The 19,913-nt window shown below is 65.6% G+C and carries 24 protein-coding genes; 5 read left to right on the plus strand and 19 right to left on the minus strand.

Annotation, left to right across the window (positions count from 1 at the left end; genetic code table 11):
• Position 1 precedes the first annotated feature (1 nt).
• Together dgcN and yfiB are read left to right on the plus strand one after the other, a co-directional pair.
• A complete protein-coding gene (gene dgcN, locus IQ35_RS11285) occupies positions 2–1,234 on the plus strand; it encodes a diguanylate cyclase DgcN/YfiN (RefSeq protein ID WP_145073588.1) in 1,233 nt (410 codons plus the stop codon).
• Between the two features lie 20 nt (positions 1,235–1,254).
• Positions 1,255–1,758 carry an outer membrane lipoprotein YfiB gene (gene yfiB / locus IQ35_RS11290; RefSeq protein WP_145073591.1) on the plus strand — a complete coding sequence of 168 codons (504 nt, stop codon included), beginning with the start codon at positions 1,255–1,257 and terminating at the stop codon, positions 1,756–1,758.
• A 22-nt stretch (positions 1,759–1,780) separates the two neighbouring features.
• Here the strand turns inward: yfiB and IQ35_RS11295 are convergent, their stop codons facing one another.
• Both IQ35_RS11295 and aspS read right to left on the minus strand, forming a co-directional pair.
• Positions 1,781–2,575 carry a polyphosphate kinase 2 family protein gene (locus IQ35_RS11295; RefSeq protein ID WP_021244607.1) on the minus strand — a complete coding sequence of 265 codons (795 nt, stop codon included), beginning with the start codon at positions 2,573–2,575 and terminating at the stop codon, positions 1,781–1,783.
• 97 nt (positions 2,576–2,672) lie between these two features.
• Positions 2,673–4,457 carry an aspartate--tRNA ligase gene (gene aspS / locus IQ35_RS11300; RefSeq protein ID WP_145073594.1) on the minus strand — a complete coding sequence of 595 codons (1,785 nt, stop codon included), beginning with the start codon at positions 4,455–4,457 and terminating at the stop codon, positions 2,673–2,675.
• Positions 4,458–4,584: 127 nt separating this feature from the next.
• On the opposite strand from aspS, the gene rnd reads away from it, so the two are divergent.
• Both rnd and IQ35_RS11310 read left to right on the plus strand, forming a co-directional pair.
• A complete protein-coding gene (rnd, locus tag IQ35_RS11305) occupies positions 4,585–5,760 on the plus strand; it encodes a ribonuclease D (protein ID WP_021244605.1) in 1,176 nt (391 codons plus the stop codon).
• Position 5,761: 1 nt separating this feature from the next.
• Positions 5,762–6,061, plus strand: coding sequence for an I78 family peptidase inhibitor (locus tag IQ35_RS11310; protein WP_145073597.1), 300 nt, complete (start codon positions 5,762–5,764; stop codon positions 6,059–6,061).
• 10 nt (positions 6,062–6,071) lie between these two features.
• On the opposite strand, the gene IQ35_RS11315 is transcribed toward IQ35_RS11310, so the two are convergent.
• The 3 genes from IQ35_RS11315 to IQ35_RS11325 form a co-directional block, all read right to left on the minus strand.
• Positions 6,072–6,479, minus strand: coding sequence for a lipocalin-like domain-containing protein (locus IQ35_RS11315; RefSeq protein ID WP_021244603.1), 408 nt, complete (start codon positions 6,477–6,479; stop codon positions 6,072–6,074).
• A gap of 212 nt (positions 6,480–6,691) precedes the next feature.
• Complete coding sequence (locus tag IQ35_RS11320; RefSeq protein ID WP_031290903.1) at positions 6,692–7,375, minus strand: hypothetical protein; 684 nt, start codon at positions 7,373–7,375, stop codon at positions 6,692–6,694.
• A 162-nt stretch (positions 7,376–7,537) separates the two neighbouring features.
• Positions 7,538–7,924 carry a PH domain-containing protein gene (locus IQ35_RS11325; RefSeq protein WP_021244601.1) on the minus strand — a complete coding sequence of 129 codons (387 nt, stop codon included), beginning with the start codon at positions 7,922–7,924 and terminating at the stop codon, positions 7,538–7,540.
• Between the two features lie 126 nt (positions 7,925–8,050).
• On the opposite strand from IQ35_RS11325, the gene IQ35_RS11330 reads away from it, so the two are divergent.
• On the plus strand, positions 8,051–8,620 hold the full coding sequence (locus IQ35_RS11330; RefSeq protein ID WP_145073603.1) for a hypothetical protein: 570 nt from the start codon (positions 8,051–8,053) through the stop codon (positions 8,618–8,620).
• Positions 8,621–8,795: 175 nt separating this feature from the next.
• On the opposite strand, the gene IQ35_RS11335 is transcribed toward IQ35_RS11330, so the two are convergent.
• The 14 genes from IQ35_RS11335 to IQ35_RS11400 all read right to left on the minus strand — a co-directional run bounded on the left by IQ35_RS11335 (position 8,796) and on the right by IQ35_RS11400 (position 19,899).
• Positions 8,796–9,197: a DUF3617 domain-containing protein gene (locus tag IQ35_RS11335; protein WP_031290901.1), complete on the minus strand. Its 402-nt coding sequence runs from the start codon at positions 9,195–9,197 to the stop codon at positions 8,796–8,798.
• Between the two features lie 158 nt (positions 9,198–9,355).
• Complete coding sequence (gene hslO, locus IQ35_RS11340) at positions 9,356–10,264, minus strand: Hsp33 family molecular chaperone HslO (RefSeq protein WP_145073606.1); 909 nt, start codon at positions 10,262–10,264, stop codon at positions 9,356–9,358.
• A 100-nt stretch (positions 10,265–10,364) separates the two neighbouring features.
• A complete protein-coding gene (argF, locus tag IQ35_RS11345; RefSeq protein ID WP_021244597.1) occupies positions 10,365–11,294 on the minus strand; it encodes an ornithine carbamoyltransferase in 930 nt (309 codons plus the stop codon).
• A gap of 100 nt (positions 11,295–11,394) precedes the next feature.
• Positions 11,395–12,594 carry an aspartate aminotransferase family protein gene (locus IQ35_RS11350; RefSeq protein WP_145073609.1) on the minus strand — a complete coding sequence of 400 codons (1,200 nt, stop codon included), beginning with the start codon at positions 12,592–12,594 and terminating at the stop codon, positions 11,395–11,397.
• Between the two features lie 199 nt (positions 12,595–12,793).
• Positions 12,794–13,189, minus strand: a complete 396-nt coding sequence (locus IQ35_RS11355; RefSeq protein WP_145073612.1) for a flagellar export chaperone FliS — start codon at positions 13,187–13,189, stop codon at positions 12,794–12,796.
• Between the two features lie 18 nt (positions 13,190–13,207).
• Positions 13,208–14,617, minus strand: a complete 1,410-nt coding sequence (gene fliD / locus IQ35_RS11360; RefSeq protein ID WP_145073614.1) for a flagellar filament capping protein FliD — start codon at positions 14,615–14,617, stop codon at positions 13,208–13,210.
• Positions 14,618–14,709: 92 nt separating this feature from the next.
• Positions 14,710–15,180: a hypothetical protein gene (locus tag IQ35_RS11365; RefSeq protein ID WP_145073618.1), complete on the minus strand. Its 471-nt coding sequence runs from the start codon at positions 15,178–15,180 to the stop codon at positions 14,710–14,712.
• Positions 15,181–15,363: 183 nt separating this feature from the next.
• Positions 15,364–16,497, minus strand: a complete 1,134-nt coding sequence (locus IQ35_RS11370; protein WP_021244592.1) for an EscU/YscU/HrcU family type III secretion system export apparatus switch protein — start codon at positions 16,495–16,497, stop codon at positions 15,364–15,366.
• A 3-nt stretch (positions 16,498–16,500) separates the two neighbouring features.
• Positions 16,501–17,283 carry a flagellar biosynthetic protein FliR gene (fliR, locus tag IQ35_RS11375; protein ID WP_062063406.1) on the minus strand — a complete coding sequence of 261 codons (783 nt, stop codon included), beginning with the start codon at positions 17,281–17,283 and terminating at the stop codon, positions 16,501–16,503.
• Positions 17,280–17,552, minus strand: coding sequence for a flagellar biosynthesis protein FliQ (gene fliQ / locus IQ35_RS11380; RefSeq protein ID WP_021244590.1), 273 nt, complete (start codon positions 17,550–17,552; stop codon positions 17,280–17,282). Before fliQ ends, fliR begins: the two co-directional genes overlap by 4 nt.
• A gap of 10 nt (positions 17,553–17,562) precedes the next feature.
• Positions 17,563–18,345: a flagellar type III secretion system pore protein FliP gene (gene fliP, locus IQ35_RS11385; protein WP_021244589.1), complete on the minus strand. Its 783-nt coding sequence runs from the start codon at positions 18,343–18,345 to the stop codon at positions 17,563–17,565.
• Positions 18,335–18,598, minus strand: coding sequence for a FliO/MopB family protein (locus IQ35_RS11390; RefSeq protein WP_021244588.1), 264 nt, complete (start codon positions 18,596–18,598; stop codon positions 18,335–18,337). The genes fliP and IQ35_RS11390 overlap by 11 nt, the downstream gene beginning before the upstream one ends.
• 84 nt (positions 18,599–18,682) lie before the next feature.
• Complete coding sequence (gene fliN / locus IQ35_RS11395; protein ID WP_021244587.1) at positions 18,683–19,018, minus strand: flagellar motor switch protein FliN; 336 nt, start codon at positions 19,016–19,018, stop codon at positions 18,683–18,685.
• The gene (locus IQ35_RS11400; protein ID WP_021244586.1) at positions 19,015–19,899 is read right to left on the minus strand and encodes a flagellar motor switch protein FliM; all 885 of its coding nucleotides are present in this window, start codon (positions 19,897–19,899) and stop codon (positions 19,015–19,017) included. The genes fliN and IQ35_RS11400 overlap by 4 nt, the downstream gene beginning before the upstream one ends.
• Positions 19,900–19,913: the final 14 nt, after the last annotated feature.

The following is a 19,913-nucleotide window of genomic DNA, read 5'->3' on the forward strand; positions in this document are numbered from 1 at the left end:
CATGGCCGCTCCGTCCGGTCCCGCCATGCCGACGCTTCGCACCGTGCTGGCGCGGGTGCACATGCGCCTGATCCTCTTCGCCGTGCTGATGGCCGGCGCGACATTGCTCATCACCGGGGTCGTGGTCATTCGCGGCTATGCCGAACGCAACCTGTCCCTGATCGCGCAGACGGTCGCCTATACGGTCGAACCGGCGCTCGTCTTCGACGACATGCAGGCGGCCCGCGACGGGATCGCCACGGTCGCCGCATCCGAAAGCGTGCGCGCCGTCGAAGTGCGCGATGTGCGAAATCGCCTGCTGGTGGAATGGCGAAGGCCCGATAGCGGCGTGATGGCGGCGATCGGACGAGGCGGCGGCCTGTTCGCGCCATCTCCCGCGCTGGCCGCGGTCCGGCGCGGCCAGGATGTCGTCGGCCATGTCCGCGTGTTCGGCGATGCGGGCGGGCTGGGCCGCTATATCCTGGCGGGGCTGCTGGCCGCGCTCACCTGCCTCGCTTTGACCGTCATCGCCACGCAGATGCTGGCGCGGCGGCTGCAACGCGACGTCACCGAACCGCTGGCGCGCATCGCCGAGGTCGCCCATGCCGTGCGCGCCGACCGCCAGTTCGACCGGCGCGTGCCCGCATCCGACATATTGGAGGTCGATCAACTGGGCCGCGACTTCAACGCGTTGTTGGATGAACTGGATGACTGGCACGCGGGCCTGCTGTCCGAAAACCGGATGCTGGAAAAGCAGGCCACCCGCGATGCGCTGACGGGGCTGGGCAACCGCGTCATGTTCGAACAGGTCCTGCCCGTCGCCATCGCGCGGGCCGACGCCCAGGGCAGCGCCTTTGCCGCCGTCTATATCGACGTGAACCGGTTCAAGCAGGTCAACGACCGGCACGGCCATGATGCGGGCGACGCGATGCTGATCGTGATCGCCGCGCGGCTGCGCGCCGTGCTGCGGCCCGGCGACCAGGCTTTCCGGCTGGGCGGCGACGAATTCGCGCTGATCCTGGCGCCGGACATCACGCGGGAGGATGTCGCCATCCTCATCCGCCGCCTCCTTGCGGGCATGGAGCAGCCGATCATGCTGCCCAGCGGCGAAAGCACCGTCGCATCGCTGAGCGTCGGCAGCGCGCTCTATCCCGACGACAGCGCCGACGCCCGCGATCTGCTGCGGCACGCCGATGCGGCCATGTATGCCGCCAAGACCGGCCGGACCGGGCCCCATGACCGCCGCAACCCATAACCGATAGACACGGGACAGCCATGATACGCCAGATCTTCACCCTCCTGCTGCCGATGTTCGCGCTGGCCGCCTGCCAGACCGTCCAGCCGCAACCGCAGCAGGCCGGTTTCACGCCGCAGCAGGTCGCGGCGCTCCAGCAGCAGGGGTTCGAACCGGCGGGGGACGACTGGCAGTTCGGCATGGCCGACCGCCTGCTGTTCGCGACCGACGAAAGCACGCTGATCCCGGACCAGCAAGCGGCCATAAGCCGCATTTCCAGGGTGCTGGCGGCGGTCGGCATTCGCGGCGCAAGGGTCGAGGGGCATACCGATTCGACCGGATCGGCAAGCTATAATGAGGCGTTGTCGGCGCGGCGCGCGCAGGCCGTCGCCGATGCGCTGGTGAACGGCGGCATGGCGCGGCAGGCGATGCGCGTCATCGGCATGGGTTCGCGCGTCCCGGTGGAGAGCAACCATCTGGTCAGCGGGCGGCGGGAAAACCGGCGCGTCGTGATCATCGTGTCCCCCGCCGACGCGGGCGATTGAGCGCCCGGCGCATCGAAGGCGTTCATATCTCTTTCTTCGCGGGCCGATAACCGAAGGCTTCCCGCGCCAGCTTGACCACGGCGGGGTCGGCGTCCGGGAAATCCATCGGCACCAGCTTTTCCAGCGTTTCCGCGACATAGCTGAGCGCGGCGATGCGGCCGGTCTTGCGGTGGTTGTTGTCGATCACATGCCAGGGCGCATGTTTCGTGTCGGTCTTCGCGAACATGTCGTGCATGGCGTCGAGATAATCGGCGCGGCGGGCGCGGTTGCGATAGTCGTCCGCGCCGGTCTTCCACCGCTTCCAGGGCGTGTCGAGCCGTTCGGCAAGCTGCTTGTCCTGCGTTTCCTGCGTGATGTGGACGAACAGCTTCACGATGTGGCTGCCCGCTTCGATCTGCTGCCTCTCGAAGGCGTTGATGTCGTCATAGGCGCGCTTCCATTCTTTTTTCGAGCAGAAGTCCTCCACCCGTTCCACCAGCACGCGGCCGTACCAGCTTCGGTCGAAGACGGAGATGTTGCGCCCGGACGGCAGGCGTGTGGCGAAGCGCCAGAGGAAATGATGGTCGCGTTCCTCCTCGGTCGGGGCGGCGATGGGGTGGACCTGATAATAGCGGGGGTCCCAGTCGGCGGTCATGCGCTTGATGATGCCGCCCTTGCCCGCCGCGTCCCAGCCTTCGAACAGGATGACGCTGCGGCGTTTGTGGATGATGTGGGCGACCTGGACCTTGGCGAGGCGTTGCTGGAGATCGGCGAGGGCGGCGTCGTAATCGCCCTTGAAGCGGGGAGTATTCTCGTGATCCGCGAGATTGATGGCCATGCGCTGCCTCCGTCCGGTCTGAGCAAAATCAATGCCCTGTCCTTCCTTGTAGAGAAGAACAGGCCTTCGACAAGCGCAGGCCGAACGGAGGTTCCGCCTATGCCTTGGCCTGCGGCTCCACGACGCGGATGTGGAGTTCGCGAAGCTGCTTGAGGTCCGCTGGGCTGGGCGCGCTCATAAGCAGGTCTTCGGCGCGCTGGTTCATCGGGAACAGCGTGATTTCGCGCAGGTTCTGCGCGCCGCAGAGCAGCATCACGATGCGGTCCACGCCCGCCGCCATGCCACCATGGGGCGGCGCGCCATATTGGAACGCGCGGTAAAGGCCCCCGAAGCGGTCCTCCACATCCTGCTGGCTCAGGCCGACCAGCTCGAACGCCTTCACCATCGCTTCGGGCGACTGGTTGCGGATCGAACCGGAGGCGATCTCGAACCCGTTGCAGACCATGTCATATTGATAGGCGTTGATGGTGAGCGGATCCTGCCCGTTCAGCGCATCCAGCCCGCCTTGCGGCATGGAGAAGGGGTTGTGGGCGAAGTCGATCTTCTTCTCGTCCTCGTCATATTCGTAGAAGGGGAAGTCGACGATCCAGCACAGTTCGAACCGATCCTTGTCGATGAGGCCGAGCTGTTCCCCCACGCGGATGCGGGCGAGGCCGGCGAGCTTGGCGGCCTGCGATTCCTTGCCCGCCGCGAAGAACACGCCGTCATTGGGGCCAAGGCCCAGCGCGGCGACGAGCTTCGCGGTCGCTTCCTCGCCATGGTTCTTGGCGATGGGGCCGCCGGGGACGCCGTCCTTGATGTTGATATAGCCAAGGCCCGAATAGCCCTCGCCCCGCGCCCAGTTGTTCATGTCGTCGAAGAATTTGCGGCTACCCGCGCCCGCGCCGGGGGCCGGGATCGCCCGGATCACGCTGCCGCTTTCCACCAGCGACGCGAAGATGCCGAAGCCCGAGCCATGGAAATGCTCGGTGACGTCGGTGATGAGGATGGGATTGCGCAGGTCCGGCTTGTCGCTGCCATATTTCAGCATGGCTTCGGCATGGGGAATGCGCGGGAAGCTGCCCGCCGGGGTCACGGGCTTGCCGTCGGCGAAACGCTCAAACACCTGCGCGATCACCGGCTCCATGGTGTTCCACACATCTTCCTGCGTGACGAAGCTCATTTCGAGATCGAGCTGATAAAATTCGCCCGGCAGGCGGTCGGCGCGCGGGTCTTCGTCGCGGAAGCAGGGCGCGATCTGGAAATAACGGTCGAAGCCCGCGACCATCAGGAGCTGCTTATATTGCTGCGGCGCCTGCGGCAGGGCGTAGAATTTGCCTGCATGGATGCGGCTGGGGACGAGGAAATCGCGCGCGCCTTCGGGGCTGCTCGCCGTCAGGATCGGCGTCGAATATTCGGTGAAGCCCGCATCCTCCATGCGGCGGCGCATGTCGGAGATGATCTTCGTGCGCTTGACGATGTTCGCATGCAGCGTCTCCCGCCGCAGGTCGAGGAAGCGGTAGCGCAGGCGAATGTCTTCGGGATAGTCCTGCTCGCCCGCGACCGGCAGCGGCAGATCGGCGGCGGCGGAGAGGACCACGGCATCGTCGGCGCGGATTTCGATCGCGCCGGTCGGCAGGTTCGGATTCACCGCTTCGGCGGCGCGGGCGACGACGCGGCCCGTCACCGTCACGACGCTTTCGGCGCGCAGGCTCTCGATTACCTGAAAGACGGGGCCGTCCACCTCGGTGACGATCTGCACCATGCCATAATGATCGCGCAGATCGATGAAGACGAGATCGCCATGATCGCGCTTGCGATGCACCCAGCCGGAGACGCGGACCGTCTCACCGACGTTGGCGGCGGTCAGTTCGCCGCATTTATGAGTGCGATAGGCGTGCATGGCGTCTGTTTCTTCCCACTGCGTTTACGGAAATGACAAAGTGTTGCGGCCCCGCTAAGAGCAGGATTGTCGAGCAACGACCAGCCCGCCGGGGCGCGGGCCTGCCCATAATAAGATCGAAGACCATATGCAAATCCATCCGCTGATTACCGACAGCAAGACACTCGCCGAATTTTGCGCCCGCATCGCCAAATCCCCCTATATCGCGATAGATACCGAGTTCATGCGGGAAAACAGCTATTGGCCCGACCTGTGCCTGGTGCAGGTGGCCGACCCGCATGAAGCTGCCGCCATCGACCCGAAGGCGCCGGGACTGGACCTCTCTCCCCTGCTCGACCTGATGGTCGACAATGAGGATGTGCTGAAGGTCTTCCACGCGGGCGGGCAGGATCTGGAGATCATCTACAACCTGACCGGCAAGACGCCCCACCCGCTGTTCGATACGCAGATCGCGGCGATGGCGCTCGGCCTTGGCGAACAGATCGGTTATGGCAATCTGGTCGACGCATGGTTGGGGGTGCAACTGGACAAGGGCGCGCGCTTTACCGACTGGGGGCGGCGGCCGCTGGACAAGCGGCAGATCGACTATGCCATTGGCGACGTCACCTATCTGATCCAGATTTTCCCCATGATGCTGGAGGAACTACGCAAGACCGGGCGCGGCGGCTGGCTGGATCAGGAGATGGAGCGGGTGTGCGACCCTGAAAACTACCGCAACGATCCGCAGGAAGCGTGGCAGCGCGTCCGCATCGCCAGCCGCAAGGCCGATGTGCTGGGACGGCTGAAGGCGCTGGCGGCATGGCGCGAACTGGAGGCGCAGGACAAGGACCTGCCGCGCGGGCGCATCGTCAAAGACGAGACGCTGGCCGACATCGCCAGCCATCCGCCGCGCACGCAGGAGGATCTGGGCAAGGTGCGCGGGCTTTCCGCGACATGGAAGACCAACGACATAGGGGGGCGGCTGATGGCGGCCTTGGCGGCTTCCCAGCCGCTGCCGCGCGATGAGATGCCGGATCGGGAGCCGCGCCGTCCGGGACTGGGCAAGGATGGGGCGCTGGTCGCCGATCTGCTCAAGCTGCTGCTCAAAATCCGGTCGCGGGATATCAATGTCGCCTCGCGGCTGATCGCCCGGACCGACGATATCGACGCGCTGGCGGCAGGCGTGCGCGACGGGCTGTCGATCCTGGAAGGCTGGCGTTACGATCAGTTCGGACGGGATGCGGTCGATCTGGTCGAGGGGCGGCTGGCCTTCGCGGTCGATAACGGCCGGCTCAAGATGACGCGGACGGAAGAGGAGAAATAGGATGCGCTTTGCGATGATGATGACAATGCTGCTGCCGCTGGCCGCTTGCGCGGGCGCGGGCGAGGAAGGCCCGTCCACGCCGCCCGCCACGGCGCAAGGGACATGCCGCGACGAGCCGGTCGCCGGTTTCGTGGGCCGGACCGCCACGGCCGAACTGGGCGCGCAGATGCAGAAGGCTTCGGGCGCGAAGGTCCTGCGCTGGGGCGGTCCCAATATGGCGATGACGATGGACCTGCGGCCCGACCGGCTGACTGTGCTTTACGACGAGAAGATGGCCATCACGTCGCTTTCCTGTAGCTGAGGCCAAGGGGTCAGGCGCCTGCCTTGACCCTCTTCCATCGCAGGCGCGTCACATAGACGCGGCCCGATCTGGACACTTCCGGGTTCGTGGCCAGCTCCATCGTGTCGTCGTCGATGACGTGGATGTTCCGCACGAAGCTGCTGCCGACGCGCTGAGGGTGGGAGCTGAACATCACATGATGGGTGATGCTGTCTCCGTCCCGCTTCCATGTGCCGCCATAGGAGAAGAATTCGGTGAAGCCGTCCGCTAGCTGGTTGCCGCGTTCCACCCAGGCGGGGTCCATCAGGAAGGCCGACATGCGGCCGTCGGCGGTATACTGGATTTGACCGGCGGGCGGATCGCCATAGGCCGTGGCGGCGTCCTCCCCCCGGATATTGGTGCAGGACAGCAGCGACCAGGCGCCCAACAGATCGACCATTCGCGTTTCTCTCCCCGCCTTTGCTGTCCGGTATATGTCCAGCATAAAGCGGAGAAACGGCCAGCGCAGCACATTTTTGGAGGCCGATGCCCGCATCGGAGGAATGTTTCGGCCATCTTCCGGCATTCAATGAAGAGAGAAGGCCTGCGCCACGCCCGCTCCCCACCCCAAACCGCCCTCCGTTCGCAAAAGCCGGAATCCAGCACCCCGAATCAGCATTCCAGCCCGATTAGCGCGCCGCCCCCGATCCGCCCGACATGGCGTTGCCCGTCGATTTCCAGCCAATCCGGCGTGGCTTCCAGCCGCCGGCCGCGAATCGTGGTGCGCAGATGCTCCACGGCGATGCGGTTGCGGGCGATGATCCGCAGGATCGCAAGCCCGTCTCCGCGCGCGGCCATGATGCTGTAGCGGTCGCCGCGCAGCAGGAAATGCCAGCTTCCGTCCGTGGGCAGCCATTCATTGCCGTCCACCACCTGAACCGGCGAGCCATCGGGCGCGCCCATCCGCACGCTGATGCGGGTGGCGCCGTTCCCGCGCCGGGGCGGGGCGAAGATCAGGATCGGCTCGCCGTCCAGCGTCAGGGGAATGGGCGTGTCCCGCAGCAGGCGCGAACCGCCAATGGCGAGCTGCGGCAGGTCGCCGGAAAAAGGCAAGCGGTCGCGGGAGAAATGGCGTTGCCGAACGACCGGATTGGCATGGAAATTCTGGACCTGCGCCGGGGTCAGCCGCCCTTCCTCCACCAGCCCGTGACAGGTGGGGCACATCAGCGTCACGCCCCGTCCCTCGGGCAATCCCAGATAGCGGTAGATGGTGACGCCGCATCGGACGCAGGCGAACCCGCAGGCCTGACGGACCGCGGCGCGCTCCTCCGCCGTCAGGTCCGGTAGTGAAGGCATCACACGCAAGGCCATGCACGACGCTCCCTGGCAAGCGCCGTCCGCCTGATGCGGACCGGCGACACCTTTGCAGCGTCCTCCTGCCTATGAGAACTCTCGTGGCCCCTTTGGCCTTATCGTTGTAATATATGGCCGCAAGTCAAGCGGATTGCGCCGGACAGGCTATCGTTGGGGCAGCAGGTCCAGATTGCGCGCCGCCGCGATGGCGCGGATGCGGCCGGGCCGGGGCATGGACTTGATCGCGATTTCCGCTATGTCGCCCGCGCTGAACAGCTCCACATTGCCGACGTCGAGCAGGCGCTGGCCGAAGCTCTGCGTGATCCGCACGCTGCGGATGCTGGAGAGCGCGATTTCGGTGCGCTGCTTGGCCAGCAGGCCGCGCTCCATCAGCACTTCGCGTTCGCTGAGCGCCAGCCGCTCACCCTTGTTCATCACCCACCACACGCCGATGGCGAGGATGCCGACCACCGAGATCAGCAGCAGCAGAAAAAGGAAGGGATGCGCCCGGAACATCGCGGGATGTTCATCATATAACCAGGTTTCGCTCATCGCTCGCTCCCTCACGTCCGCCGACTTGGCATCGATCCCGGCCCGCCGTCAAGCAAAGGGAGGGCAGGCGCGTTAACCGGATTTTTTCATCCTGATTCTACACTCCCCGCGTGAAAGGCAAGGATCATGGCAAGAGGCCTGTACGATATAGACGACCGCACGGTGGGGCGCTTCAACCTGCATCAGGCGGAGGCGGAGAAGAAGCCGATCGGCTTTCCGCTCAAAACGCTGTTTCTGGCACTGGCGGGCGGAATCGCGATGATACTGGCCGCCGGCCCGCACCTGCTGTGGTCGCAGCCGGAAGCGAAACATGGCGGCGGCTTCGGCGGCTTCGTCATCAACACGACATTCGATTCATGCGGCGGCAAGTCTCCTGCCTTCTCGGCCTCGGCCTGCGTGCTTTCGCCGCGGGAATTTTCCTATGGCAACACCACCTATCACCTGTCGGACATACGCACGCCCGACGGGCGGCTCCCGGCCTGCGACGCGGAGGAGCGGCTCGCGGGCAAGGCCAAGCGGACCTTTATCGGCATCCTTAACGGAGGCGCATTCGAATCGCTGCCCGATCCGGCCGATTCCAACCCCGGCGCGCGCATCCTGATGCGCGACGGCGTATCCATCGGACAGATCATGATCGCCAAGGGGGTCGCCCAGCCCTGGGCGCCCCAGCGCTACAACTGGTGCGCGCACGTCTGAGCGCGAGGCCGGATCGGACGGGTTCACGCGGAGACGCGAAGCCTCCAGGAGGCCGGCCATGCGTATCCGATCACAGCAAGCGCGAAGGGGGTGCCGGTCAGAGGCGGGAAATACCTTGGACCCGCGCCCGAAACTCCGCCCCTCCGCGCGAATTGGTCCGTCCGCCAAAGCCGGATTAACGGCAGGCGCCAAGCCGGCGGGCTTCCATGACGCGGGCAAAGGGCGCGCCGTCGGCCACGCCCTGCGATCGGATCTGCACCAGGCGCGGCGTTTCGACGCGCACATCGGTGCGCCCTCCGCCCGCTTGCGCGCAGTCATAGGTCACGGATGCGGCGGCCGGCCCGTCCTTCACGACAAAAAGCCGGCATTGATGGCGGGCATGTTCCGTCCGGAGAAGCTGGCGCGGATCGCGCACGCACAGCCGGCGCTTGCCCCCGTCCTTCTCCAGCGGGCGCAATTCCCACTCGCCCGGCTGCACCGTATCGAGGGCGACCAGCCGCTCCGGCGCCGCCGCGGCTGTCCCGCCCGCCGTCATCAGCGCTCCCACGAGCATCGCGCGCAACCACATCGTCACCATAGATCCTCTATAATCCCCGCCGCGCATCGACGGCGAACCGCCGACCGTTCCGATGCGCTTCCCCGATAGCGCAATAGCGTTCAATTGCGGCAATTTGATAGCGCCGGAACGATGGCCCTGCCCCATTGCTGGATGCGATCCTGTGTGTTCGGCGGGCATCAATGTCGCGTGAAGCTGTCGAGCGCGAGCGGGAAAAGGCGCGAGCAAAAGGCGCAATCGACGCCGATCACGCCCTGTTCGTCCGCCATCTCCGCGCGCTCCTGCTCGGAAAAGCGGCCGATGACGTCGCGAATATGATCAAGGTCGCAGCGGCACCCCTTGGCCAGGACCGAAGGCTCGGTCAGCCGGACCTCCCGCTCCTCATGGAAAAGCCGCCAGATCAGGTCGGCGAAGGGGAGCGTGTCATCCGTCAGTTCCGCGTCCTTGAGCGTGATCGCCAGCGCCTGCACATGCTCCCATTCGGGATGGTCGTGGCGGACGTGCAGGCGTTCGCGCCCGACCTCCCCTTCGGGCAGATGCTGGAGCAGCATCCCCGCCGCGAAGCAGCCTTCGCCCGCATCATGCCGGGTCGCGATCTGGATGACGCTGGGGATCTGTTCGGACTGGAAGAAATAATGCTCCGCCGCCTGCGCGAGCGAATCGCCGTCCAGCGGCACGATGCCCTGATAGCGCTCGCCGGTGACGGCCTGGTCGAAGGTGATGGCGAGATAGCCCTTGCCGAACAGCCCGAACAGCGTGGGATCGGGGCCAAGCTCCGCCAGGCGGTCGGCGTCGAATTTGGCGTAGCCCCGCAGCTCCCCCGCCTTGTAGTCGGCGACCAGCAGGCTGACGACGCCATTCTCGGTCTGCGCCTGGAGCGTCAACTGCCCGCCCGCGCCCTTGAGCGTGCTGCCCAGCAGCGCCGCCAGCACCAGCGCGGAGGCGAGCAGCCGCTCGATCTGGGGCGGATAGGCGTGGGCGGCGAGCACATCGTCCAGCACCGGGCCCAGCCGCACGATCCGCCCGCGCACATGGCGCGTGGGAATGGTGAAGCCAAGGGCTTGGTCGACATCGGCGGAAAAGGTCAAATCAGGCTCCGTTCATCCGGGCATCATGCTGCGGGAGAGTGGCGGCATCCCCGTGGGACAGGGCGCGAACCCCGGTTAGATAGGAATGCCGCCGCAAAACTCAACCGAGCAGGCCGAACGCCCACAGCAGGACGGATTTCTGGGCATGGATGCGGTTTTCCGCCTCGTCCCAGATCAATGATTGCGGGCCGTCGATAACCTCTGCCGCCACTTCCTCGCCGCGATGGGCGGGGAGGCAATGGAGGAACTTCGCGTCCGCCTTCGCCCCGGCCATCAGCGCGGGCGTCACCTGATAGGGCATCATGGCCTTGAGCTTCTCGTCGGCATGGGCCTGGCCCATGGAAATCCATGTGTCGGTGACGACCACGTCCGCATCCGCGACGGCCGCCCGCGGATCGCGGGTCAGGGTGATGCGCGATCCCAGCGCTTGCGCGGCCCTGGCGAAGGACGGATCGGGATCATAGCCCTCGGGCACGCCGATGCGGACATCGAACTTGAGCAGACCCGCCGCTTCCACGATGGAATGCAGCACATTGTTGCCGTCGCCCAGCCATGCCCACCGGCTCCCCGGCAGGGCAAGCCCATGCTCCACCACCGTCAGCAGGTCCGCGACGATCTGGCAGGGATGCGACAGGTCGGTGAGGCCGTTGACGACCGGGACGCCGGCATGATGGGCCATTTCCTCGATCTTCGCATGGTCGTCCGTGCGGATCATGATGGCATCGCACATGCGGCTGAGCACGCGGGCGGTGTCCGCCACCGTCTCGCCGCGCCCAAGCTGGCTGGTCGCGCCGTCCAGGATCAGCGAATTGCCGCCCAGTTGCCGGATCGCCATGTCGAAGGAGACGCGCGTGCGGGTCGAATTCTTCTCGAAGATCATCGCCAGCGTCCGCCCGGCGAGCGGCGCATCCGCATCCGCCGCGCCCTTGGGCAGACCCCTGCGCGCCGCCTTGCGGTCGATCGCGTCGGCGATCATCGCGGCGATGGCGTCGCCGCCCGCGTCGGAAAGATTGAGGAAATGTCTGGTCATATCGAAACCCCCTCCCTGCCTCCGTTCGTTTCGAGCTTGTCGAGACGCCGTGCAAGGCTTCCCGACTGCGCTCGACGCGAACGGATGGGGATGATTGGTGTCAGGCCGCCGCCGTTTCTCCGGCAAAGCTGCGCGCGCCGGCGGAAATCTTCTCGATGCATTCGGCGACATGGCTGTCCTCGATCACCAGCGGCGGCAGGATGCGCACGACATTCTGCCCCGCCGATACCGTCAGCAGCCCATGACGGTCGCGCAGATGCGCCACGAAAGCGCGCGCGTCATAGGCGTCCTTCATCTTGACGCCCAGCATCAGTCCCATGCCGCGCACATCCTCGAACATGCCGTCATGATTGGGGATGAGCTGCTCCAGCGCGGACCGCAGGCGTGCGCCCATCGCCTTGACGCGATCGAGGAAACCGTCGGCCAGCACTTCGTCCAGCACGGCAAGGCCCGTCGCCATCGCCAGCGGATTGCCGCCATAGGTCGACCCGTGGGTGCCGAACACCATGCCCCTGGCCGCGTCCTCGGTCGCAAGGCATGCGCCCAGCGGGAAGCCCGCGCCGATCCCCTTGGCGACAGCCATGATGTCGGGCGCGACGCCATATTGCTCATGCGCGAAGAAGGTGCCGGTGCGCGCATAGCCGCATTGCACTTCGTCGAGGATCAGCAGCAGGCCCTTCTCGTCGCACAGCGTGCGCAGGCCCGTCAGGAATTCCCGCGTCGCGGGCATGACGCCGCCTTCGCCCTGCACCGGCTCCAGCAGGAAACCGGCGGTGTCGTCGTCGACCGCCGCGCTCGCCGCCGCCAGATCGTTGAACGGCACCACGGTGAAGCCCGGCAGCAGCGGCTCGAACCCGTCGCGCATCTTGGGCTGGCTGGTGGCCGAAATGGTGCCAAGCGTCCGCCCATGGAAGGCGTTGTCGAAACTGATGATCTTGTGCCGGTGCGCCGCGCCGTTCGCATAATGATAGCGGCGCGCGGTCTTGATCGCGCATTCGACCGCTTCCGCGCCCGAATTGGTGAAGAACACCGTGTCGGCGAAGGTCGCATCGACCAGGCGCTGCGCGAATTTTTCGCCCAGCGGCATCCCGTAGAGGTTCGACGTGTGCATCAGCGTCGCGGCCTGATCCGCGATCGCCTTCACGATCCGGGGATGGCCGTGGCCCAGCAGGTTGACCGCGATGCCGCTGGCGAAATCGAGATAGCACTCGCCGCGCTCGCCGACCAGGTAGCAGCCTTCGCCTCGCACCGGACGGACATCGCACCGGGGGTAGACGGGCATGAGCGGCGTGATCGACATGATGCTCCCTTTCCTGGGCTGATGATGAATCGTCCGAAGGCCATTTGGCGAAACGCAAAAAGGCGGCCCCGCCGGGCCGCCCTGTGCGAGAGCCGCCTATACAAGCGCGCCGAACCCCGCGCAACCCCGGACGGAGGAGAAGGTTTTCGGTCAGGAGGGAACGTTTCGCTCGCATGACGAACCACCCAGGACCGCTTCTTCAGCCGATCTGGCCCCAGGCGTCCGCGATTTCGCCGATCATGGCGCGCGCCTGTTCGACGGGTCTGGCATCGCGCTCCTTCGCGCCCACGAGCAGCAGGCGGCGCGCTTCGCGATAGATCTGGGCGAGGCCCACGGCGATGTCGCCGCCCTTGTCGAAATCGAGGCTCGATTCGAGCGCGAAGAGGATCGACATGGCCCGCGCCTGCTTGTCCGAAACCTTCAGCCGGTCGTTCTGCCGCTCGGCCAGCATGGTGGCGTCCAGCGCGATCAGCAGTTCGTCGAACAGGATCTTCACCAGCGCATGGGGCGTCGCGCCTTCGGTCCGCGCGCCCGAATGGACGGCCGCATAACGCCGCGCCGCCATATTGCCTGCATATCCCTGATTGTAGAACATCGCCCTGTGCGTCCCTGCTTAATTGTCGCTGTTGTTCCAGGCGTCGATCTGCTGCTGCAGATAGCTCTGGGTGGCCTTGAGCGCGGTCAACCGCGTTTCCATGGCCGTGTAGATTTTCGTGAGCTGCGCCTGATAGTCGGTCATCTGGTCGCTGAGTTTCTCAAGCTGCTCGGACAGGCTCTTTGCCAGCGCCTCATATTTGCTCTGCGCGCCGGCGAGGGGACCGTCCTTCTTCTGGATGCTGTCGCGCACCTTGTCCATCAGGCCGGCCAGACCCGGATTGCTGTCCGACTTGACCGATGGATTGAGCAATTGCGTGATCGCGGACGGATCGGCCGCCATCGCCTTGTCCAATGCCTTGGTGTCCAGCGTCAGCGTGCCGTCGCGATTGGTCGCAATGCCCAGGTCCGCCAGCGTCCTGTATGTGCCGGTGGGGGACAGCGCCGCCGACGTCATCTGCGAAAGCTGGCGCTTCATGTCGCGGATGGACGATTCGCCGTTCAGCACGCCCGCGCCGGAGGAATCGGTTCCCTTCGCCGTCGCCGTGTTCAACGCCTTCATCAGCGTGTTGTAGGCGTTGACGAACTCGACCATCAGGTCGCGCATCGACGTGGTAGGCTCGGTCGTGGCGAGCGTCACCGGCGTGTTCGGCGACGCCTTGTTAAGGTCGATCCGCAGATAGGGAATGGCCGTGTCGACGGTGTTGGTCGCATAATGCTGCTCCACGCCGTCCAGCAGGATGACGGCATCCTGCGCCGTGGATACGGAGGTGAAGGCGGAATTGGCGTTCGGCCCCGTCTTCGACCAGGCGAATGGTTCCAGCGCGGCGGAATCGGCGGTCAGCGAGAAGTCGTTCGCCTCGCCGGTCGCGCCTTTCATCACCAGCCGCGTGCCCTGCGTATCGGTGACGAGCGAGGCGGTGACGCCGGTTCCGCTGGCGTTGATGGCGCTCACCAGATCGGCATAGGTGCTCGATGCGGTGAGGACGATATCCCTGGGCGTGCCGCTTCCCACCGTCAGGGTCAGCGTGCCCGCCCCGACGAGGGAGGTGGCCGACACATTCGGGTCAGGCGCGGTCGCGAGCGTGCGGCTGGCGGCAAGCTGCTGCACCTGAAGCTGCGCGGGCAGGCCCTGCGGCGTGCCGCCCGGCAGGGCGCTGACCGCCGCGATGCTGGGATCGTTGGAAGCGGGCACGCCGGAATAGCCGGTGCCCGACAGCAGGCTATTGAGCGCATCGGCAAAGGTGTCGAGCGAGCTGGACGCCGAAGCCAGCGCGGAAATGCGCGCGCTATTGAGGTTCTGGCGGCTGGTGATGACCTGCTGCTTGGGATCGCGGGCGGCGCTGACCAGACTGGAAACCAGCGCGCCCGTATCGATGCCGGACCCGACGCCCAGAGCGCTTGAGATGCTGCTGCCAATCGAAGCCATGTGCCCGTCCTTTCAGAATAGAAGAACGGCCCTAGCGCACAGACCTTTAGGAAAGATTTTCGTGGAATGCCGGTCGGGGGAAAAAGCGCCCTTCAGACGACCGCGGACAGGATCTGGTCCACTGTCCCGCGCCGCAGATGCGCCTGCGCGGCATGGGCATAGCGGGACTGTTCCGCCAGCCGCCGCGCGAGCAGCACCGTGCTTTCCACCGCTTCCTTGCTGGCGGGAGGGAGCGGCACGATGACGGTGGGCGTCGGCAGCATGGACTGGATTTCCAACGCCGCCGCTTCGACCGTGACCGATGCGCCGGCCCGCACGTCCGCCATGATGTCGGCGATTTCCGCGTGAATGCGCGCATATTCCGCTGCGCTGGCGACCTCATCGTCGAGAGCCGCCCTATCGCTGGCGGACCCGAGAGGAGCGCGCCCGCGAGAGGCTGCCGCATCGCCATTGTCCGGCCTCACGGTCGCGGACTGGGCCGCCGAAACGGCCGGCACGGCATTGGTCCGGGCGGAAACCCGGTCGACAGACGATATCTCGGTCTTCGAAAGATACTCGTTCATGACGCACCATCCTAATGCGTCCCCATGAAGGGAATACGGACGAGTTCAGCTAAACTTTAATTCACCATGGCGATTTTTCTGGCGGTGGTGCGGCTTGCGAATGCACGGTGCGGCCATGGTTGTAATTGGCCGGCCCCAATCCGTCATCCCAAACCACTATCCATCACACCGGCTCACCCGCCATCAAACCTTCCGCCCGTCCGCGTCGAAACGCAGGTCGTCGGGCACGCTGATGAACGGCCGGTCCATCTCGCTCGCCATGCGGTTTTCCACGCGGAAGACGAACGCCAATACCGTCGCGACCGCCATATACAGCCCTTCATTGACGATCTGCCCCGCGCGCGAGGTAAAGTAGATCGCGCGCGCGAGTTCGGGAAACTGCATGACCGGCACGCCGTTCTGGTCGGCAAGATCGCGGATTGCGGCGGCAATCGCATCGCATCCCCGCGCCACCACCACAGGCGCGGCGTCCTGCCCCGGCGTGTAGCGCAACGCGACCGCGAAATGGGTCGGGTTGGTGATGATGACGCTGGCTTCGGCCACGGCCTTGCGGGTGGAACCGTTCAGCACCTCATATTGCTTGCGGCGGATATGGCCTTTCAGTTCGGGCGATCCTTCGCTTTCCTTATTCTCGTCCTTCAAGTCCTGCTTCGACATGGCGAGGCGCTTGCCCCGCTGGAATATCTGCGCTGGCACGTCGATCCCCGCGATCAGGAACAGCCCGCCCGCCATGATGAGGCAGGTCATGATGAACATATCGCCCAGGCTCGACATGGCGGGCGCGACGCCAGCCTTGCCCAGCCCGACTATAGCCGTCAGCCGGTCCCAGATCACCCACACGCCGATCGCGCCGAGCAGGCCGACCTTCGCCATGGATTTCATCAGTTCGATAAGCCCGTTGACGCCGAACATGCGCTTGAGACCCGATGCCGGATTGAGCTTCGACGCCTTGGGCGCGAACGCTCCCGGCCGAAACCCCAGCGATCCCAGCAGCGCGGGCGCGGCGATGGCGGCGATCAGCGTCGCCAGCAATATGCCGCCCACCGGCAGCGCGATCCCCGACAGCAGCGCCATGCCCCGGTCGGCAGGCGCGAAGTCGACAATATCCTCCCGCCGGAAACGCAGCGCTTCGATCAGCATGTGCGACAAAGCCTCGACAAGCGAAGGCCCCATCACCGCCAGCCAGCCGATTCCCGCCATCACCACCAGCGCGGTTCCCAGCTCGCGGGACTGGAGGATGTCGCCCTTCTTGGCGGCGTCCTGCAATTTCTTCTGTGTCGGCTTTTCGGTCTTTTCGCCGCCATTGCCCTCCGCCATGGCTCAGCGTCCTTCCGCAATCGACTGGGCCTGCTCCAGCCCGGCCTTGAGCGCGGCGGCGATACCCTCGCCCATCACCGGCGTGGCGATGGCGAGCAGCACCAGTCCCGCCATCAGCGCAACCGGCATCCCAACGGCGAACAGGTTGAGCGAAGGCGCGGTCCGCGCCAGCATCCCCATCACGATCTGCACCAGCACCAGCGCGAAACCCACCGGCAGCGCGATGGTCACGCCCGCCCCCAGCAGCGCCCCGCCAAATTCGATCAGGTGCCATACCGCATCGTTGCTCAGCATCGCCGCGCCCGGCGGCAGCGCCTGATAGCTCTGCACGACGAAGCTCGCGAGCATCAGATGCCCATCCATGGCGAGCAGCAGGAAGGTTGCAAGGATGGACAGGAACTGCCCCACCACCTGTGTCGACTGGCCCGATTGCGGATCGACCATCGCGGCAAAGCCCAGGCCCATGCTGTTGCCGATCGCCTCCCCCGCGACGAAGGCGGCGGCATAGCCGATCTGCACGGCGAACCCCATGGCAAGCCCGGCCAGCACTTCCCCCGCGACCAGCATCACGCCTTCGAAGCTCGCCACGCCGTCCTGCGGCAGATGGATCGGCACGGCGTTGAGCGCGGCCAGCCCCAGCGCCAGCGACAGGATCAGCCGCAACTGCAACGGCACGGCAGGCGCGCCGAACACGGGCGCGGCGATAAAGGCCGCTCCGGGCCGGATCATCGCGATCAGCCAGATCCAGAGCTGTGTTTCCACGCCCGCAAAGCCGGGCGCCATCATTGCAGCAGGTCCGGTATCCGCTCAAATATTTCGCGAGTGAAGTCCGCGACCAGCACCATGATCGACCCGCCGAACAGCGCCAGCATGGCGCACACCACGATGATCTTGGGAATGAAGCTCAACGTCTGTTCGTTGATCGAGGTCGCGGCCTGCACCATGCCGATCAGCACGCCCGCGATCAGCGCCGGAATCAGGATCGGCGCCGCCGCCAGCGCCGTGATCCACAGCGCCTGCTGCGCCAGCCCCATGAAGAAATCGGCGTTCTCCATCGGTCCGGCCCTATGTCGCGAAGGAGCCGGCAAGCGACCCCATGGTCAACGCCCAGCCATCGACCAGCACGAACAGCAGCAGCTTGAACGGCATGGATATGATCGTCGGCGACAGCATCATCATGCCCAGCGCCATCAGCGTGGATGCGACGACAAGGTCGATGATGAGGAACGGCAGGAAGATCATGAACCCGATCTGGAAGGCGGTCTTGAGTTCGCTCGTCACGAAAGCGGGCAGCAGGATCGAAAAGGGAATGTCGGCCGACGACCGGAAAGCGGGCGCTTCGGCCATGTTGGCGAAGAGCTTGAGATCCGTCTCCCGCGTCTGCTTCACCATGAAGCCGTGCAGCACCTTGCCGGAGCGGCCCACCGCTTCCTCGATGGAAATCTGGCCCTTGCCATAGGGATCGAACGCCTGCGCGTTGATCTGGTCGATGGACGGGCGCATCACGAACAGCGAGAGGAACAGCGCGAGGCCCACCAGCACCTGATTGGGCGGCGTCTGTTGCAATCCCAGCGCCTGCCGCAGCAGCGACAGCACGATGATGATGCGGGTGAAGCTGGTCATCATGAGCACGAGCGACGGCAGCACCGTCAGCAGGCTCATCAGCACCAATATCTGGAGGCTTAGCGACAGCGGACGGCCGTCGCCGGAAATCTGCCCCATGGCGCGGCTCAGCGCCCCGCCATTGTCGACGGGTGCCGCCGGAACCGCCTGCGCCAGCGCCGGATGGGCAAGCAGCAACCCGCCCCCCAGCAGCGCAAAACCGATCAGAAGCGTCTTAACGCGCACGGAACGGATCGCCTTCCGCGATCTTCTCGATCCGCCCGCGCGTGACGGACAGCAGGATTTTCTTCCCCTCGAACTCCACCACCGCCAGCTTGCCGAACGTCCCCATCGGCAATGCCTCAAGCAGTTTGAGCGACCGGCCGTCCTGACCCGCCATCATGCCGGGCTGATATTTGCGCCACAGCCACAGCGCGCCGAAGGCCATGCCGCCGACCAGCGGCAGCAGGATCAGCAGTTTGACGAAATACCAGAACATGAAGCGGCCCCGCGACTATGGTTAATGCGCCATCCGATCCGCAAGAACGGCCCGCAACGCAAGCGAAAAGACTTGCGCCTGCGATCAGCCGCGCCGCTCGACGCCCGCCAGACGGGTCTCGGTGGCGGCGATATCGACGATGCGGATGCCGTAGCGGCCATTGACCGTCACCACCTCGCCCTTGGCGATCAGCGCGCCGTTCACCATGATGTCGAGCAGATCGTCGGCCTGACGGTCCAGTTCCACGATGGAGCCTTCGGCCAGGTCCATGACTTCGGCCAGGCGCAGGGACGTCGATCCCACCTCCACCGACATGCGGACGGGAATGTCCGCCAGCAGCTTGAACTGACGATTGGCGGTCATGCCGACCGCGGCGTCTTCCTGCCGGTCCAAACGCGGCGCTTCAGTCATGTCACTCATTGATCCGATCCTTGTGCAAGCTTTTCGATCTGGAAGGCGGCGCGCCCGTCCTGTTCACCGATGGTCCCGTGCGCGACGATGCGGTCGCCCACGATCAGCGGCAGGCTGCGCCCGATGGTCACGGGGATGACGTCGCCCGTCTTCAATTGCATCAGATCGGCGAGCGAGAGATTGGGCCGCGCCAGCACGGTGCGGGCGGGCAGGCGGATGTCCTGCATCCGGCGGGCGATACGCGCCTGCCAGACGGGATCGACATGCTCCTCGTCGATGGGCATCCTGACGCCCATCAAGGCTTCCACGCCGCGCAGGGCGGACAGCGGAAACAGAAGGTCGATGGGCCATTCGTGATTCCGGCTGAGGCTGAGCGTGAAGCGTTGCAGCACCATCTGGTCGCCCGGCTGGGCGACGGCGGCGAAGCCCAGCCCCGTCTCCCGCGCGGCAAGCCCCGCATCCAGCGCGATCACCTCGCTCCAGCATTCCACCAGCCGCGTCACGAGCGATTCCGCGATCCGCGCGATCAGCCGGTCTTCGGTGGGCGTGAACTCTCCCCGGGAGGGCATGGGACGGTTGCCGACGCCGCCATAGAAGCAGTCGACCAGCACGGAAATCATCGCCGCATCCATCCGCAGCAGCATCTGCCCCTTGAGCGGAGCCAGGCGATAGAAGGACATGCTGCAAAAATCCGGCAGCTCGGCCGACCATTGGCCGAAGTCGAGCACGCGCGTCGCTTCGGCGGTCACATGCGGGCGGATGCCGGAAATCGGCTCGATCAGCGTGCGGATGCGCCGGCCGAGCTTTTCGCCCAGCCGGTCCAGCCCCGACAGCATGACCGGAGCCTGCGATTCCCCGCGTCCCAATGCATAGGATTGAACGTCGTTCATGAAAGTCCCCAACC

This window comes from Sphingobium wenxiniae (assembly GCF_007830065.1).
Classification (GTDB): domain Bacteria; phylum Pseudomonadota; class Alphaproteobacteria; order Sphingomonadales; family Sphingomonadaceae; genus Sphingobium; species Sphingobium wenxiniae.

Coding starts and splice junctions, on each gene's coding strand:
- IQ35_RS11400 (WP_021244586.1), bottom strand. CDS start 19,899: ATGAACGACGTTCAATCCTATGCATTGGGACGCGGGGAATCGCAGGCT.
- fliN (WP_021244587.1), bottom strand. CDS start 19,018: ATGAGTGACATGACTGAAGCGCCGCGTTTGGACCGGCAGGAAGACGCC.
- IQ35_RS11325 (WP_021244601.1), bottom strand. CDS start 7,924: ATGAGCGAAACCTGGTTATATGATGAACATCCCGCGATGTTCCGGGCG.
- argF (WP_021244597.1), bottom strand. CDS start 11,294: ATGACCAGACATTTCCTCAATCTTTCCGACGCGGGCGGCGACGCCATC.
- IQ35_RS11335 (WP_031290901.1), bottom strand. CDS start 9,197: ATGGTGACGATGTGGTTGCGCGCGATGCTCGTGGGAGCGCTGATGACG.
- fliR (WP_062063406.1), bottom strand. CDS start 17,283: ATGATGGCGCCCGGCTTTGCGGGCGTGGAAACACAGCTCTGGATCTGG.
- IQ35_RS11315 (WP_021244603.1), bottom strand. CDS start 6,479: ATGGTCGATCTGTTGGGCGCCTGGTCGCTGCTGTCCTGCACCAATATC.
- aspS (WP_145073594.1), bottom strand. CDS start 4,457: ATGCACGCCTATCGCACTCATAAATGCGGCGAACTGACCGCCGCCAAC.
- IQ35_RS11320 (WP_031290903.1), bottom strand. CDS start 7,375: ATGCCTTCACTACCGGACCTGACGGCGGAGGAGCGCGCCGCGGTCCGT.
- IQ35_RS11370 (WP_021244592.1), bottom strand. CDS start 16,497: ATGGCGGAGGGCAATGGCGGCGAAAAGACCGAAAAGCCGACACAGAAG.
- rnd (WP_021244605.1), top strand. CDS start 4,585: ATGCAAATCCATCCGCTGATTACCGACAGCAAGACACTCGCCGAATTT.
- yfiB (WP_145073591.1), top strand. CDS start 1,255: ATGATACGCCAGATCTTCACCCTCCTGCTGCCGATGTTCGCGCTGGCC.
- IQ35_RS11310 (WP_145073597.1), top strand. CDS start 5,762: ATGCGCTTTGCGATGATGATGACAATGCTGCTGCCGCTGGCCGCTTGC.
- IQ35_RS11330 (WP_145073603.1), top strand. CDS start 8,051: ATGGCAAGAGGCCTGTACGATATAGACGACCGCACGGTGGGGCGCTTC.
- fliQ (WP_021244590.1), bottom strand. CDS start 17,552: ATGGAGAACGCCGATTTCTTCATGGGGCTGGCGCAGCAGGCGCTGTGG.
- IQ35_RS11390 (WP_021244588.1), bottom strand. CDS start 18,598: ATGTTCTGGTATTTCGTCAAACTGCTGATCCTGCTGCCGCTGGTCGGC.
- IQ35_RS11295 (WP_021244607.1), bottom strand. CDS start 2,575: ATGGCCATCAATCTCGCGGATCACGAGAATACTCCCCGCTTCAAGGGC.
- IQ35_RS11350 (WP_145073609.1), bottom strand. CDS start 12,594: ATGTCGATCACGCCGCTCATGCCCGTCTACCCCCGGTGCGATGTCCGT.
- IQ35_RS11365 (WP_145073618.1), bottom strand. CDS start 15,180: ATGAACGAGTATCTTTCGAAGACCGAGATATCGTCTGTCGACCGGGTT.
- IQ35_RS11355 (WP_145073612.1), bottom strand. CDS start 13,189: ATGTTCTACAATCAGGGATATGCAGGCAATATGGCGGCGCGGCGTTAT.
- fliD (WP_145073614.1), bottom strand. CDS start 14,617: ATGGCTTCGATTGGCAGCAGCATCTCAAGCGCTCTGGGCGTCGGGTCC.
- dgcN (WP_145073588.1), top strand. CDS start 2: ATGGCCGCTCCGTCCGGTCCCGCCATGCCGACGCTTCGCACCGTGCTG.